The sequence below is a fragment of the Plantactinospora sp. B5E13 genome, from assembly GCF_039871775.1.
In the GTDB taxonomy this organism is placed as follows: domain Bacteria; phylum Actinomycetota; class Actinomycetes; order Mycobacteriales; family Micromonosporaceae; genus Plantactinospora.
The window spans coordinates 100638-114727 of sequence record NZ_JBDPLT010000016.1 but is presented as its reverse complement, the minus strand read 5'-3'; the positions used below and the strand labels follow the sequence as shown (position 1 = coordinate 114727).

Annotated in this window: 15 protein-coding genes; 13 read left to right on the top strand and 2 right to left on the bottom strand. The window is 72.7% G+C overall.

The window, feature by feature from the left end; all coding sequences use genetic code 11:
* The first annotated feature begins 110 nt into the window (after positions 1-110).
* Positions 111-2339, top strand: a complete 2229-nt coding sequence (locus tag ABGB05_RS17120; protein WP_347654459.1) for an ATP-dependent RecD-like DNA helicase — start codon at positions 111-113, stop codon at positions 2337-2339.
* Between the two features lie 114 nt (positions 2340-2453).
* The gene (locus tag ABGB05_RS17115; protein WP_347654397.1) at positions 2454-3008 is read left to right on the top strand and encodes a CGNR zinc finger domain-containing protein; all 555 of its coding nucleotides are present in this window, start codon (positions 2454-2456) and stop codon (positions 3006-3008) included.
* Between the two features lie 21 nt (positions 3009-3029).
* Here the strand turns inward: ABGB05_RS17115 and ABGB05_RS17110 are convergent, their stop codons facing one another.
* Positions 3030-4229 (bottom strand): LPXTG cell wall anchor domain-containing protein, encoded by a 1200-nt coding sequence (locus ABGB05_RS17110; protein ID WP_347654396.1) that lies wholly within the window; start codon positions 4227-4229, stop codon positions 3030-3032.
* 296 nt (positions 4230-4525) lie between these two features.
* Positions 4526-5236 carry an A24 family peptidase gene (locus ABGB05_RS17105; RefSeq protein ID WP_347654395.1) on the bottom strand — a complete coding sequence of 237 codons (711 nt, stop codon included), beginning with the start codon at positions 5234-5236 and terminating at the stop codon, positions 4526-4528.
* A gap of 664 nt (positions 5237-5900) precedes the next feature.
* Between ABGB05_RS17105 and ABGB05_RS17100 the strand changes: the two genes are divergently transcribed.
* The 11 genes from ABGB05_RS17100 (at position 5901) to ABGB05_RS17050 (ending at position 14087) form a co-directional block, all read left to right on the top strand.
* Positions 5901-6458, top strand: a complete 558-nt coding sequence (locus tag ABGB05_RS17100; protein WP_347654394.1) for a hypothetical protein — start codon at positions 5901-5903, stop codon at positions 6456-6458.
* The gene (locus tag ABGB05_RS17095) at positions 6452-7366 is read left to right on the top strand and encodes a hypothetical protein (RefSeq protein ID WP_347654393.1); all 915 of its coding nucleotides are present in this window, start codon (positions 6452-6454) and stop codon (positions 7364-7366) included. Before ABGB05_RS17100 ends, ABGB05_RS17095 begins: the two co-directional genes overlap by 7 nt.
* On the top strand, positions 7363-8022 hold the full coding sequence (locus ABGB05_RS17090) for an SAF domain-containing protein (RefSeq protein WP_347654392.1): 660 nt from the start codon (positions 7363-7365) through the stop codon (positions 8020-8022). Before ABGB05_RS17095 ends, ABGB05_RS17090 begins: the two co-directional genes overlap by 4 nt.
* Positions 8023-8024: 2 nt before the next feature.
* Positions 8025-8825: a ParA family protein gene (locus tag ABGB05_RS17085; RefSeq protein ID WP_347654391.1), complete on the top strand. Its 801-nt coding sequence runs from the start codon at positions 8025-8027 to the stop codon at positions 8823-8825.
* Positions 8815-10386 (top strand): ATPase, T2SS/T4P/T4SS family, encoded by a 1572-nt coding sequence (locus tag ABGB05_RS17080; RefSeq protein WP_347654390.1) that lies wholly within the window; start codon positions 8815-8817, stop codon positions 10384-10386. Before ABGB05_RS17085 ends, ABGB05_RS17080 begins: the two co-directional genes overlap by 11 nt.
* Positions 10387-10582: 196 nt before the next feature.
* Positions 10583-11485: a type II secretion system F family protein gene (locus tag ABGB05_RS17075; protein WP_347654389.1), complete on the top strand. Its 903-nt coding sequence runs from the start codon at positions 10583-10585 to the stop codon at positions 11483-11485.
* Positions 11485-12357, top strand: a complete 873-nt coding sequence (locus tag ABGB05_RS17070; protein WP_347654388.1) for a type II secretion system F family protein — start codon at positions 11485-11487, stop codon at positions 12355-12357. Before ABGB05_RS17075 ends, ABGB05_RS17070 begins: the two co-directional genes overlap by 1 nt.
* Before the next feature lie 36 nt (positions 12358-12393).
* Positions 12394-12630 carry a hypothetical protein gene (locus ABGB05_RS17065; RefSeq protein WP_347654387.1) on the top strand — a complete coding sequence of 79 codons (237 nt, stop codon included), beginning with the start codon at positions 12394-12396 and terminating at the stop codon, positions 12628-12630.
* Positions 12617-13027: a TadE family protein gene (locus tag ABGB05_RS17060; protein WP_347654386.1), complete on the top strand. Its 411-nt coding sequence runs from the start codon at positions 12617-12619 to the stop codon at positions 13025-13027. The genes ABGB05_RS17065 and ABGB05_RS17060 overlap by 14 nt, the downstream gene beginning before the upstream one ends.
* Positions 13028-13176: 149 nt before the next feature.
* On the top strand, positions 13177-13644 hold the full coding sequence (locus ABGB05_RS17055; RefSeq protein WP_347654385.1) for a TadE/TadG family type IV pilus assembly protein: 468 nt from the start codon (positions 13177-13179) through the stop codon (positions 13642-13644).
* Complete coding sequence (locus ABGB05_RS17050; protein ID WP_347654384.1) at positions 13641-14087, top strand: hypothetical protein; 447 nt, start codon at positions 13641-13643, stop codon at positions 14085-14087. Before ABGB05_RS17055 ends, ABGB05_RS17050 begins: the two co-directional genes overlap by 4 nt.
* Positions 14088-14090: the final 3 nt, after the last annotated feature.

Here is a 14090-nt window from a genome sequence, read left to right as displayed (position 1 = left end):
CACCCCACCCGGGGTCCGGATCACCGCAGGTCGCGGCGGCCGGGGCGGACGATACGCCGGTGGCGGGCGAGAGCGGAGTCACCCGCGTGCTGCATGATGCTCGGGTGACCGTGCAGCAGGCGCCGGCGACCGGACACCGCCCCGGCGGGGTGGTGCTGGAGGCGGTGCTGGAACGGATCACCTACGCCAACGAGGAGACCGGCTACACGATCGCCCGGTTCGCCACCGACCGCAGCGGCGCCGACCTGCTCACCGTCGTCGGTTCGCTGCTCGGCGTACAGCCCGGGGAGAGCGTACGGCTGGTCGGGCGCTGGGGCTCGCACCCGAAGTACGGGCGGCAGTTCGAGGTCGAGTCGTACACCACCGTGCTGCCGGCGACGATCCAGGGCATCGAGCGCTACCTCGGCTCCGGGCTGATCAAGGGCATCGGCCCGAAGATGGCGGAACGGATCGTCGGACACTTCGGCGTCGACACGCTGCGGGTGATCGAGGAGGAGGCCGGCCGGCTGGTCGAGGTGCCCGGGCTCGGGCCGAAGCGGACGAAGATGATCGCCGCAGCCTGGGCCGAACAGCAGTCGATCAAGGAGGTGATGGTCTTCCTCCAGGGCGTCGGCGTCTCCACCTCGCTCGCCGTACGCATCTTCAAGAAGTACGGCGACGGCTCGATCTCGATCGTCCGCAACGAGCCGTACCGGCTCGCCGCCGACGTCTGGGGCATCGGCTTCAAGACCGCCGACACCATCGCCAAGGGCGTCGGCATCCCGCACGACAGCCCGCAGCGGGTCAAGGCCGGCCTCCAGTACACGCTCTCCGAGGCGGCCGACGGCGGCCACTGCTACCTGCCGGAGCCGAACCTGGTCGCGGACGCGGCGGAGATCCTCGGCGTACCGGTGGAGCTGGTCCGGAGCTGTCTCGACGAACTCGCCGCCGACGAGGGTGTGGTCCGGGAGGCGGTGCCGAACCCGACTGTCGAGGGCGGCACGATCCCCGCCGTCTACCTGGTGCCGTTCCACCGGGCCGAGTCCGCGCTGGCGAACAGTCTGCTACGGCTGCTGCGTACCTCGGCCGACCGGATGCCGGCGTTCGCAGGAGTCGACTGGGACCGGGCGCTGGCCTGGCTGCGGACCCGGACCGGGACGGACCTGGCGCCGGAGCAGGAGACCGCGGTACGACTCGCGCTCACCTCGAAGGTCGCGGTGCTGACCGGCGGACCCGGCTGCGGCAAGTCGTTCACCGTCTCGTCGATCATCCAGCTCGCCGCCGCGAAGCAGGCGAAGATCGTGCTCGCCGCGCCGACCGGCCGGGCCGCGAAGCGGATGACCGAGCTGACCGGCCACCCGGCCGCCACCGTGCACCGGCTGCTGCAGCTGCGCCCCGGTGGCGACCCGACCCACGACCGGGACAACCCGATCGACGCCGACCTGATCGTCGTCGACGAGGCGTCCATGTTGGACCTGATCCTGGCCAACAAGCTGATCAAGGCGGTGCCGCCCGGCGCCCACCTGCTGCTGGTCGGCGACGTCGACCAGCTCCCCTCGGTCGGGGCCGGCGAGGTGCTCCGGGACGTGCTCGCCGCCGAGGCGATTCCCCGGGTACGACTGACGAAGATCTTCCGGCAGGCGCAGGAGTCCGGGGTGGTGGTGAACGCCCACCGGATCAACGCCGGCCAGTCGCCGCTGCTCGGCGAGTACCCGGACTTCTTCCTCTTCCCCGCCGACGAGCCGGAGGCGACCGCCGACCTGGTGGTCGACATCGTCGCCCGGCGGGTGCCCCGGAAGTTCGGCCTGCATCCCCGGGACATCCAGGTCCTCACCCCGATGCACCGGGGGCCGGCCGGGGCCGGCAACCTGAACACCGCCCTGCAGCAGGCGCTCGCCCCGTACCGGGAGGGCCGGCCGGAGCGTCGGCACGGCGCCCGGGTCTTCCGGGTCGGCGACAAGGTCATCCAGATCCGCAACAACTACGACAAGGGGGTCGCCGGGGTCTTCAACGGCACCGTCGGCGTGGTCACCGACCTCTCGCTGGAACAGCGCCAGCTCACCGTCCGCACCGACGAGAACGAGGAGATCGGGTACGACTTCGACGAGCTCGACGAACTCCAGCACGCGTACGCCATCACGGTGCACCGGTCGCAGGGCAGCGAGTATCCGGCGGTGGTCATCCCGGTGACGATCAGCTCGTACACGATGCTGCAGCGGAACCTGCTCTACACCGGGGTGACCCGGGCCCGGAAGCTGGTCGTCCTGGTCGGTTCCCGCAAGGCGCTCGCCATCGCGGTCCGTACCGCCGGGACCGGGCGCCGGCACACCGCGCTCACCCACCGGCTCGACACTCCCTGAGCCCGGGCCGGGCGCGGCCGGCAGCCACTCCTGCCCGAACCGCCGGGTATCAATGTATTGTCATATATCGTTAACTAGTATCATCGGCTGGCGACGGCTGCGTACGGTGGCGCCATGAAGCAGCCCGGTGACCGCGCACCAGCACCCGGACCGCTCGCGCTGGTGCAGAACCTGCTGAACACGGTGGACATCGACGCCGGCCGGGACCGGCTGCGCACCATCGCCGAACTGACCATGTTCGCCACCCGGTACGGGCCGGGCGGCCTCACCTTCGGCGACTCCGACGTCACCGAGTTACGCCGGTTCCGGGACGCGCTGCGGGACACCTGCCGGGGACATGCCGGCGCCCCGGTCCCGGCCGCCTCCGCCGCCATGCTGCGCCACGCCTTCGGCCACGCGCCGCTGATCCTGACCATCGACGGCAGCGGTGCCGCCCGGGCCGTACCGGCGGCCGGCCTCGACGGGGCCACCGCACTTGTCGCCCACGTGGCGGCGGCCATCCTCGACGCCGTCGCCACCGGTACCTGGCCCCGGCTCAAGGCCTGTGCGGCGCACCGCTGCCAGTGGGTGTACTACGACCACAGCCCGGCCGGGCGCGGCCGCTGGTGCACGATGAGCGTCTGCGGCAGCCGGGCCAAGATGCGCGCCTACCGCGCCGGACGCCGGTAGGAAACGGCTGGTCCGGACGGCTCAGGCGTTCGGCTTCTCGTCCTCGGGTGCCACCAGGACGACCCGACGCCGCCGGGCGAGGAAGATCAGCACCCCGCCGACCAGCAGCACCCCGGCTCCGACGCCACCGATCAGGCCCGCCTGGACCCCGGTCACCGGCAGACCGTCTCCGCCGCCCGAACCGGAGCCGGAACCGGAGCCGGAACCGTCCGGCGGGCCGGCGATGTGTGCGGCGAACGGGTACGAGTTGTCGCCCGGTTCGGCGTCCTCGACCTCCTTGGCGGCGAGGTCCTCGGCCTCCTCGGCGGAGAGCGCCCGCACCCCCTCCGGCAGGGCCGGGGTACGGCGCCGGGCCGGGCTGGTCCCGTCCGTGGTGTCGAGCGCCGCGGCGTACAGTTCGCCACCCTCGGCGACGAGCGGGCCGGGCGCGTCCCGGTCGACCCGGACCGGGAAGTAGAGGCCGACGGCCGAGACGAGTTCGTCGTCCCCGCCGGTGTCCCGGTCCGTCGGCACCAGGACGATCTGGTGGTAGTCGCAGGTCACCGTCCGGTTGTCCGGGGTGTAGTCGCAGCCCTGCTCCACCTCGCCGAAGGTGACGTACTCCGGGAGGGTGACCCGGACCCGGACGCCCTCGGCGACGGTGTCGCCGACGTTGGCGACCGCGCCGAACAGGATGGTCTCGCCGCCCGGCGGCACCGGCCGGTCGGTGCCGCCGCCGTCGGCGGTCACCTGGCGGATGTCCTCGGCATAGCTGACCAGGTCGACCCCGACCGCCGGCACCTCGACGTCCACCGTCGCGGTGTTGTCCGCCGGGTTGCCGTCCTCCTCGGCGACGGCGGCGACGGTGAAACCGCCGGCCGGTCCGGGCCCGGCGCCGACCCCGGTGAGGGTGAACGGGGTGGCCAGGTCGAGGCTCCGACCGACCGGCAGCCCCTCCGGCACCGTGCAGACGATCTTTCCGCGCTCCTCGACACAGCCCCTGGCCAGCTCACCGTCCCGGCGGACCACCCGCTCGTCGAGGCCGCCGAGGTCGTACTCGACGCGCCAGCCGGCCGGGACCTCGACGGTGCCGGTGTTGCGCACCGTCACCCGGTGCCGGGCGAGCGGCTCGCCGGCGGCCACCGTCCGGTCCGAGACGCTGACCGTCAGGTCGACGCCCTCGGCGGCGTACGCGGCACCACCGGTCACGATCATCGCACCGGCGGAGAACGTCACCAGCACGCCGGCACCGGCACGGACCCAGGCACGAGGGGTACGCGGAATCATATTGCCCCCGGTGATTGCAAATCGGAGTGGAATGACCGACGTACCGTACCGGCGACAAAACCCTCTCGCGACCCCGTCACCACGGCTTCTTCAGATAGCGGGTCGAAGGATGCGCCGATTTGCGTGGCAATTGGCGGGATAGCCGCCAGTCGATTGTCCGGGAAGCCCGACCGGTGGACGGGCGTCGAGTCGCCCGTCCGGTGGATGGCCGACAGCCCCCGGACGCCGCTCCGAGCCGGCAGCGGGCCAGGTCACCAGGGGACGGGTAGCGCCAGGACGCCGAGCGTGCCGAGGACCAGGAACGGACCGAACGGCAGGTGGTCGCGCCAGCCGATCCGGCGGGCGAGCAGCAGGACCAGCCCGCAGAGCGCCGACCCGACAAAGGCCAGGGTAAGCCCGGCGACCACCGCCGGCCAGCCGAGCCAGCCGAGCAGCGCCACCGCGCTCAGCGCCAGCTTGGCGTCGCCCAGTCCGAATCCGCGCTGTCCGAACAGGACGGTGGTGAGGGCGAACAGCAGGGCCGACCCGACCCCGGCGAGTAGGGCGCGCCGTCCGGCGGCGGCGTCGCCGCCGACCAGCGCCGCGAGGCCGAGCAGGGCCAGGGTGCCGACGGCGGCGGGACAGGTGAGCCGGTCCGGCAGGCGGTGCACGGCCAGGTCGACGAGCACCAGTGGTACGGCGCAGCCGGCGAACCAGGCGATCGCGAGCGTCTCCGGCCAGGGCCGGCCAGCCAGCAGCAGCACCGCCACCGCGAACAGCAGTAGAAGTTCCACGGCCCAGGGTGCGGCGCCGAGCCGCCCGCCGCAGCCCGCGCACCGGGCCGACGGCAGGACGGCGCCCAGTGGGCCGGCCGGGGCGAGCGGTGTGCCGCAGGTGTCGCATCCGGAGCGCCGGGGTCGGCCGGCGTCGACCCCCTCGATCGCCACCAGGCGGCGCAGCGACGGCGCCACGGTCAGGATCATCACCAGCCACCGCCGGATCCGGCCGGAATCCCGGACACGGAGGGTGACCTCATGATCGCCGAGATCTGATCTCCGCTGGTCGTCGGAGCTAGGGCCGGGAGGCGGGTCGAGGGCGGGCGGCCGTCGACCGGTCGGGTCGACGTCGGCGGCCAGCGGGCCGGAACACCCTGGCACGGAAGCTGTCAGATCACCGTCATCCATCGCAATTCACCCCAGCCCGCCGGCACAATCGAACCGGAAGGATCCGCGCCTCCGCCGGATCGGAAAACTATTGATCACACAGGACACATCGATTGTCGTCATATGATCTCCTCAATGATCGACTACGGAGATCGTAACCGTACGTATTCCCTGGAATAGCCCCTGTTGTATCGTCGCCGGCCAGCCTATGCTCGCCCCTTGGACGACGCGCAACCGTCGGCGAATCCACACCACACCGATCAATCGACAGCACCCGAACCCAGAATTCCAGATCGACCCGATCGAATGTGGACGCAGCGGCGCCGGGCCCGGCCACGGGCCTTCGGGGCGGAGCGGCCGTGCCCACCTTCCCACCGCAGGCCCGTCCGGCGTCCCCGGGCGGCCCGGTGACCCGGCACGAGGACTGACCCGGCGAGAGCGCAGAGAACCGATCCTGCGGCAGCGCAGCAGGAGGGAGACACCGTTGCGGAACCGGCAACCGGCCAACCTCCCGGCCGCCCTGCTCACGGTCGCCACGCTGGTGCTCGCCGCCGGCTGCGGTGGCCCCGCCGGCCCCACCGGCACCGCGGCCGGGTCGGACGCCCCGGCCACCCCGGACACCCGGCGGGCCGAAGCGGAACAGGCCGGCCTCGCCGCGTACGCCGGTTATCTCGACGCCCTGCGGAAGGCCGAGTCGGACGGCGACCCCCACGACCCGCGACTGGCGCAATACCTGGCCGACCCCCTGCTCACCCGGGTCAGGCTGGCCATTCGCGACGCGAAGGAGCACGGCGCGATGCGTACCGGAAAACTCGTCTCCGACCCGACGGTGACCGAGGTCAGCCTCGACACCGTACCGGCGACCGTCCAGATCCAGGACTGTCTCGACTCCACCGGATACCGGCTGGTCAACCGCGAGACCCGGAAGGTGGTCCGCGGTTCGGCCGGCGGCCGGCACGTCGCCACCGCCACCGCCGTCCGGTACGCCGACGGCCGCTGGCTGATCAGCGAGGGCGCCGTACACGAGGAGCAGCCGTGCTGACCCGGCGGACACTGGCGATCGGCGCCGCGACGCTGCTGGTCCTGGCCGCGGCCCTGGCGCCCGGCGGACCGGCCCTCGCCGACCCCGGCGCCAACTGCCCACCCGGGCAGGACAACTGCGACGTCTTCGACAACGAGAACGGCAACACCGGCGGCGGCTCGGGCAACGGCTCCGGCAACGGCAGTGGCGGCGGTGGCGGACCCCGGGTCTGCACGAAGGACAACGGCGAGACCGTGCCCTGCTACGACAGCATCCGCGGCTGGTTCAACAGCGCGGACGACTGCTACTACAAGGTGCAGGAGCCGCAGTCGCCGCAGACCCCGCCGGGTCAGACCAGCTACCTGAAGAGCTGCGGCAGCGGTGGGGCGGTCAACGCCGAGACCGTCTTCCTCGACGACCCGCCGCCCGGCTTCGACCCGCCCGACCCCGAGGAACTCGCCCGCGACCTGCTCGGCCGGGTGCTGCGTACCCCGCCGCAGATCCGTACCGCCCCGGACGAGGCGCCCGGGCTGGTCGGCGTACCGGTCTGGCTGTACGACGCCGGAAGCTGGGCCCCGGTCGAGGACAGCGCCGGCGAGGGTGGGGTCACCGTCTGGATCGAGGCCACCCCGACCCGGATCGTCTGGGAGATGGGCGACGGGGAACGGAAGACATGCCGCAGCGCCGGAGTCGCGTTCCGGTCCGGGGTCCACGACCCCCGCCGGCCACCCGGCAACGCCTGCACCCACCGGTACGCCCAGCCGAGCGACGACGTCGACGGCGGGAAGTACCGGATCACCGCCACCCGCTACTACACGGTGCGCTGGGGCAGCAACGTCGCCGGCGAGGGTGAACCGTTCGAGGGCGTCAGCTCGCCGCAGGCCACGACCACGATCCAGATCGACGAACTCCAGGTGGTGACCCGGTGACCGTGGCGACGACAACCACCACCGGCGGCGGACCGGTCGACGCGCCGGTCACCCCGCCCCGGATCGTCCGACAACGCCGGATGCGGCCCGGTCTGCTCGGGCTCGCGGTCCTGCTGATCGCACTCGGCGGGCTCGGCTCCGCGTTCGCGGTCACCTCGGTCCGGGCCACTGGCAGCTACCTGGCGGTCGCCCGTACCGTGCCGGTCGGTGCCACGCTCAGCGCCGACGACGTGCTGACCGTGCAGGTCGCCGGCGGTCAGGGGCTCGACCCGGTGCCGGCCGACCGGATCGGCGAGGTGCTCGGCAAACGGGCCACCGTGACCCTCACCCCCGGCACCCTGCTCACCATGGCCCAACTCACCGACAAGCCGCTGCTCGGCCCCGGACAGCAGCAGATCTCCCTCGGGCTCAAGCCCGCCGAGGTGCCGGCGAAACGGCTCCGCCCCGGCGACAAGGTGCTGCTGCTCTCCACTCCCGGCCGGGACGATCCGGGCAACGCCCCGCCGACCCGGTTCCAGGCCACCGTCATCGACATGGCCACCCCGGCCAGCAACACCGTCGTCCTCTACCTCGCACTCGCCACCAAGGACGTACCGCCGGTGGTGGCGTTGGCCAGCGACGGGCGGATCGCCGTCGTCCTGAACGCGGCAGCCTGACCATGGCCGTCATCGCCCTCGTCTCCGCCAAGGGGTCCCCGGGCGTCACCACGACCGCCCTCGCCTGCGCCCTCAGCTGGCACCACCGGATCATCCTCGCCGAATGCGACCCGGCCGGCGGCTCGGTGCTGGCCGGATACCTCGGCGGTGCGCTGCCCGGGCCGCGCGGCATCGGCGAACTCGCCGTCGGCGAGCTGCGGGACGGCAACCTGGAGGAGGCGTTCTGGTCCCAGCTCGTCGACCTCGACGCCCCGAAACGGGAACGGCTGCTGCTGCCCGGCGTGGTCGACCCGGCGCAGGCCGGCAGCGTCATCCCGCTCTGGCAGCGGTTCGCCGACTTCTTCACCGCGCTCGGCAAGGGCGACCCGGCGTACGACGTCATCGTCGACTGTGGACGGCTGCACGTCGTCGGCCCGCCCTGGCCGATCCTGCGCGCCGCCGACATCGTCCTGGTCGTCACCGCCGCCCGACTCCCCGACCTGTCCAGCACCCAGGCCACGGTCAAGGCGATCGAACGCGACCTCGCCGACCACCGGGTACCGGCCGGCTCACTGCGACTGCTGCTGGTCGGTGCCGGACACGGCCGCGGCGAGGTCAGCAAAGCACTCCGGCTGCCGGTCATCGAACAGCTGCCACACGACCCGCGTACCGCCGAGGTGCTCAGCCACGGCGGCACCGTCCGCAGCGGACGGCCGCTGATCCGCGCGGCCGGCGCCCTGGAGGTGCCGATCCGGGCACTGCTCGACCGCCGCCGGGCACGACTGCGCTGGCCGACCACCGAGGAGGTGCCGGATGCGGTTTGAGCCGGTCTTCCACGACCCACGACGCCGCGACCCGGCCGACGGGCCCACCTGGCAGACAGTGCCGCACAACGGGCACCCACACCCGGGCACGGTCAGCAACGGCACCCCGCCGCACGTCGCCGTGCCACACCTGCCGGTGCCGCAGCCGGTCACCGCACCCCCGCCGCCACCGCCCCGGCGGGTCGACTTCGCCGTGGTCCGCGAACTGCGCCGGGAACTCAGCGAACGGCTCACCGCCTGGCAGCGGGGCCGCGAGTTCACCACCGCCGAGGAGGACGCCGAACGCAGCCGGCTCGCCGCCACCGTCGTCACCGAGTACGCCGACACGGTCCGCCGGGCCGGCACCCCCATGTCGGCGCTCGAGGAACGGCTGCTGCTCGACCAGGTCAACGCCGAACTCGTCGGGCTCGGCCGGCTGCAGAGCCTGCTCGTCGACACCTCGATCGAAGAGGTGCACATTCTCGGCTGCGACCTGGTCCGGATCACCCGCCGGGGCGGCACAGTCGACTGGGGCGACCCGATCGCCGACACCGACGAGGAGATGGTGGAGATCCTCCAGGCGGCGGCCCGCCGCGCCGGCGCCACCGAACGGTCGCTCTCCACCTCCAAGCCCACCCTCGACCTGCAACTGCCGGACGGCAGCCGACTCGCCGCCGTCTTCCTGGTCAGCCAGCGCCCGTACGCGGTGATCCGCAAGCACAACACCGTCGAGGTGACCCTGGACGACATCGCCGGCGGCCGGGGCGACCTGGACGAGATGATCGACGTGCTGATCCGGGACTTTCTGCGCGCCGCGATGCGGGCCGGACTGAACATCATGGTCGCCGGGCTCGCCGGCGCGGGCAAGACGACCGTGGTCCGGGCCCTGATGGACGAGATCCCGGTCGACGAGCCGTACGTGCTGCTGGAGGAGAGCCGGGAACTGCTGCCCGCCCGACGTCGGATACGACACCGGGCGGTGATGAGCTTCGAGTCCCGGGAGGGACACGGCGACCGGGGACCGGACGGCCGCCCGGCCGGCGAGGTGACCATCGCCGACCTGATCCCGGTCGCGCTGCGGATGGGCGTACTGCGGATCATCGTCGGCGAGGTGCGGTCCCGGGAGATCGTGCCGATGCTCCAGGCGATGACCACCAGCCGGGGCTCGATGTGCACCATCCACGCCCGTACCCCGGCCGGGGTCAGCGAACGGATCATCGAGCTGGCCCTGTCGCACGGCCGGGAGATGACCGTCGAACAGGCCCGGCGGATGGCCGGCAACGCGCTCGACCTGATCGTCTACGTCACCATCGAGGACGAGACCGCCATCGGGGGCCGCAAGCACCGGTTCGTCTCGCACGTCGAGGAGGTGATCGGCGTCGGCGAGGGGAACCGGATCACCACCACCACCGTCTTCGGCCCCGGCCCCGACGGTCGGGCCATCCCCCGCCACCTGCCGGAACGCATCCGTGACCAGCTGCTGCGGGTCGGCTACGACGCCCGGCTGCTGACCCGGTACATCGAGGCCGGCGCCGGGGCGTGGCGACGGCCCCGGCACAGCCAGCTGGGGCGGCGGGCGTGAGCGGGGGGCGGGTTGATGGCACGGGCCTGGTGGATAGAGCGGGCCTGGTGGATAGAGCGGGCCTGGTGGATAGAGCGGGCCTGGTGGATAGAGCCGGGCGGTCAGGCTTGATCCCTGCGCCGGGCACGGTCGGCCCGGCTCCGTGCTGGTCGGCCGCCGTCCGGGCGGCGCCGGGTCCCGGTCAGGTGGTGGTCAGGTGAACCTGCCGTCGAACATCGAGCTGATCGCGGTGCTCTCCGGCGCGGCCTGCGTCGCCGGGCTGATCCTGGCTGTGGTCGCGATCGTCGGCACCACCCGGCCGGCCCGACCGAACTCCGGCCCCGGGTTGCGCCGGCTCTGGCAGGGCAACGGCAGCACACCCCGGGAACGGCGGGCCCACCAGACGCTGCTGGTCGGCGCGGTCGTCGCCGGGGCGGTGGCGTTCCTGCTCACCGGGCTGCCGGTGGTCGGCCTCCTGGTCGCGGTCGCGGTCCCGGGTACGCCATGGCTGCTCACCGCCGGCCGGGCCGAACGCCGGGCGATCAACCGGATCGAGGCGATCGGCGAGTGGGCCCGCCGGCTCAAGGACGTCTCCGGCACCGGACAGGGTCTGCAGCAGGCGATCGTCGGTACGGTCGCCACCGCACCGGAGCAGATCGAGGAGGAGGTACGCCTGCTCGCCGCCCGGCTGCAGGCGGGCTGGCACGGCCGTACCGCCCTGCTGGCCTTCGCCGACGAGATCGGTGACCCGGTCTGCGACCAGGTGGTCGCGGCGCTGATCCTGCACCTGAGCGACCGCGGCGAGCGGCTCGGCGACGTACTCGGGGCGATTGCGGGCGCGGCGGCGGCCGAGGTGGTCACCCGACGCGAGGTGGAGGCGAAGCGGGCCCAGCCCCGGTTCGCGGTGCGCTTCCTGACCGGGATGACCCTGCTGGTGCTGGCGTACGGGCTGGTCAACCCCGACTACATGCGCCCGTACGGGACACCGACCGGCCAGCTCGTGATGGTGCTGCTCGGCACCGCCTTCGTCACCCTGCTGGCCTGGGTGCGGTCGATGAGCCTGCCGCCCCGGCCCGCCCGGTTCCTCGCCCCGCCGGCCGCCGAGGAGGTGCTCCAGTGATGCTGAACTGGCACCTCGCGATCAGTGTGCTCGGCGGCGCGGCCGTCGGGCTGGGGCTGTTCCTGCTGGTCCGGGAGGCGATGCCGGCCACCCCGGCGCTCGGGCCGGCCCTGCGCCGGCTGCACCAGCCCCCCGGGCTCACCCGGCCCCGGACCAGGGCCGGCGTCCGCGACCTGGACTGGCTCACCGGCCTCACCCGCTGGGTACGCCCACCGCACCGGCAACTCGCACTGCTCGGCCGCACCCCGGAGCAGTACACCCTCTCGCTCGTACTGTCCGGGCTCGTCGGGCTGGCCACCCCCGCCGTGTCGAGCGCGATCCTCTTCCTCGGTGGGGTACGGCCACCGGTTGTCGTACCGACCGTCGGCTCGCTGGGTTTCGCGCTGCTCGCGGTGCTGCTGGCACACCGGAACGTCCTGGTCCGGGCGGAACGGGCCCGACGGGAGTTCAGCCAGGCCGTCTGCGCGTACCTGGACCTGGTGGCGCTGCAGCTGGCCGCCGCGCACGGCCCGGTGCAGGCGTTGGAACGGGCCGCCGGGGTCTGTGACGGTTGGGTCTTCGAACGGATCCGCGAGGCGCTGCGGATCGCCCAACTGCAGATGCACTCGCCCTGGGCCGAACTGCGCGACCTGGCGGAGAAGATCGGGATCCCGGAGCTGGGCGACGTCGGCGCGATCATGCAGTCCTCCGGCACCGAGGGTGCGCAGGTGCACGACTCGCTGCGCAGCCGCGCCGACTCGTTACGCGACCAGATCCGCACCGACAACCTGGCCCGGGCCGAGACGATCACCAGCCGGCTCGACGTACCGGGGGCGCTGCTGGTCTTCGTGCTGGTCGGGTTCGTGCTCTATCCGTTCGTGGCCCGGATCTGACCGCGACGCACCTGATCCCGTGAGGAGGGAGTCCCGATGTCCGTCATCTCCTATCTGCACACCGCGCTGGTGATACGCCTGAACGAACTGCGCCGAGGTGCCGAACGCGACCGGGGCGACAGCCCGGTACCCACCGCCGTGATCATCATCGGGCTGGCGGCCGCCGCGCTCGCGGTGACCGTCGCCGTCTCGGACAGCGTCAGCGACTGGCTGCAGGACCTGCCCCAGCCCGGTGACGGCGGGGACGGCGGGGACACCGGTGGCGACAGCTGACACCGGATCCGACCGGGAGCGGGGAGCGACGCCGGTAGAGCTGGCCGTGCTGATGCCGGCCATCCTCGTCCTGCTGCTCTCCTCGATCCAGGCGGCGGCCTGGTTCCTCGCCCGCTCGACCGCGTTGAACGCCGCCCAGGAGGCGGTCAGCGCACAGCGGGTGTACCAGGCCGAACCGGGCGTCGGCGAGGAACGCGCACTGGACTTCCTCGACCGGGCCGGCGACTGGCTGGTCGGCTGGGAGGTCACGGTCAGCGTCCCGGACCCGGACGGCACCCGGGTCAGCGCCACCGTCACCGGCACACCACTGCGGGTCGTACCGCTGATCTCGCTGCCCGCCATCCGCGAGACCGCCTCCGGGCCGGTCGAGCGCTTCACCGAGCCGGGGCTGCCATGACCGAGCGGAGCGAGGTCATGAGGGGCACAGTCACGCAGGTCATGGCGTCGACGAGCGGAGCGAGGAGAGGCCATGACCGAGCGGAGCGAGGTCATCAGCAGGGACAGTCACGCAGGTCATGGCGTCGACGAGCGGAGCGAGGAGAGGCCATGACCGGTGGCGACCGGGGTTCCGTCTCGGTGGAGGTGGCGATTCTCGCCCCGGCCTTCCTGGCGCTGGTCGCGCTGGCCGGGGTCGCCGGCCGGACCGCCGTCGCCCACGAGGCGATCGAGGTCGCCGCACACGAGGCCGCCCGCGCCGCCTCGATCTCCCGGACCGCCGACGAGGCCCGGGACGCGGCCGAGGCCGCCGTCACGGAACGCCTGGCCGAGCAGGGGTTCTGCGCCGGGGCACCCGAGTTGGACCTCACCGGCACGGTGGCCGGCGAGGAACACGACCTCGACGAGGTCTTCGCCAGCGATCTCGGGGAGGACGCCACGGTGGTGGTCACCGTCGGCTGCCGGGTGCCGGTGGGCAATCTCCGGATGCCGCTGGTGCCCGGGGTGCCGGAGCACACGTACGCCGAGGCGACCTTCGCGTCCCCGCTCGACCGCTACCGCGCGAGGAGTGGCCAGTGAGCCGACCGGAGTGGGACGTGCCCCCGGGTGACGCCGGTCGGGTCAGCCTGTTCCTGGCGATCGCGCTGGTCGGCATCCTGACGCTGATCGGACTCGCCTACGACGGCGCCGGGCAGCTCCGCACCATGCAGCGGGCGGACAACCTGGCCGCCGAGGCCGCCCGGGCCGGCGGTCAGGCCGTCGACCTCGGACAGCTGTTGGCGGACGGGACCACCGTGCTGGACCGGGACGCGGCCCGGGCAGCCATCGACAACTACCTGGACAGCGTCGACGGGGTGACGCTGCGGAACGTGGACATCCAGGTCGAGGACGGTAACCCACGGCTGACCGTCGACCTCGAACTCACCTACGAACGGGCCTTCCTCGGCCTCTTCAGCTTCGACGGCACCGTCACGGTGCCGGGCACCGCCACCGCGACACTCCTCACCACGAGCAACCGCTGAACA

Coding starts and splice junctions, on each gene's coding strand:
- ABGB05_RS17115 (WP_347654397.1), top strand. CDS start 2,454: ATGAAGCAGCCCGGTGACCGCGCACCAGCACCCGGACCGCTCGCGCTG.
- ABGB05_RS17065 (WP_347654387.1), top strand. CDS start 12,394: ATGTCCGTCATCTCCTATCTGCACACCGCGCTGGTGATACGCCTGAAC.
- ABGB05_RS17055 (WP_347654385.1), top strand. CDS start 13,177: ATGACCGGTGGCGACCGGGGTTCCGTCTCGGTGGAGGTGGCGATTCTC.
- ABGB05_RS17070 (WP_347654388.1), top strand. CDS start 11,485: ATGCTGAACTGGCACCTCGCGATCAGTGTGCTCGGCGGCGCGGCCGTC.
- ABGB05_RS17105 (WP_347654395.1), bottom strand. CDS start 5,236: ATGATCCTGACCGTGGCGCCGTCGCTGCGCCGCCTGGTGGCGATCGAG.
- ABGB05_RS17080 (WP_347654390.1), top strand. CDS start 8,815: ATGCGGTTTGAGCCGGTCTTCCACGACCCACGACGCCGCGACCCGGCC.
- ABGB05_RS17085 (WP_347654391.1), top strand. CDS start 8,025: ATGGCCGTCATCGCCCTCGTCTCCGCCAAGGGGTCCCCGGGCGTCACC.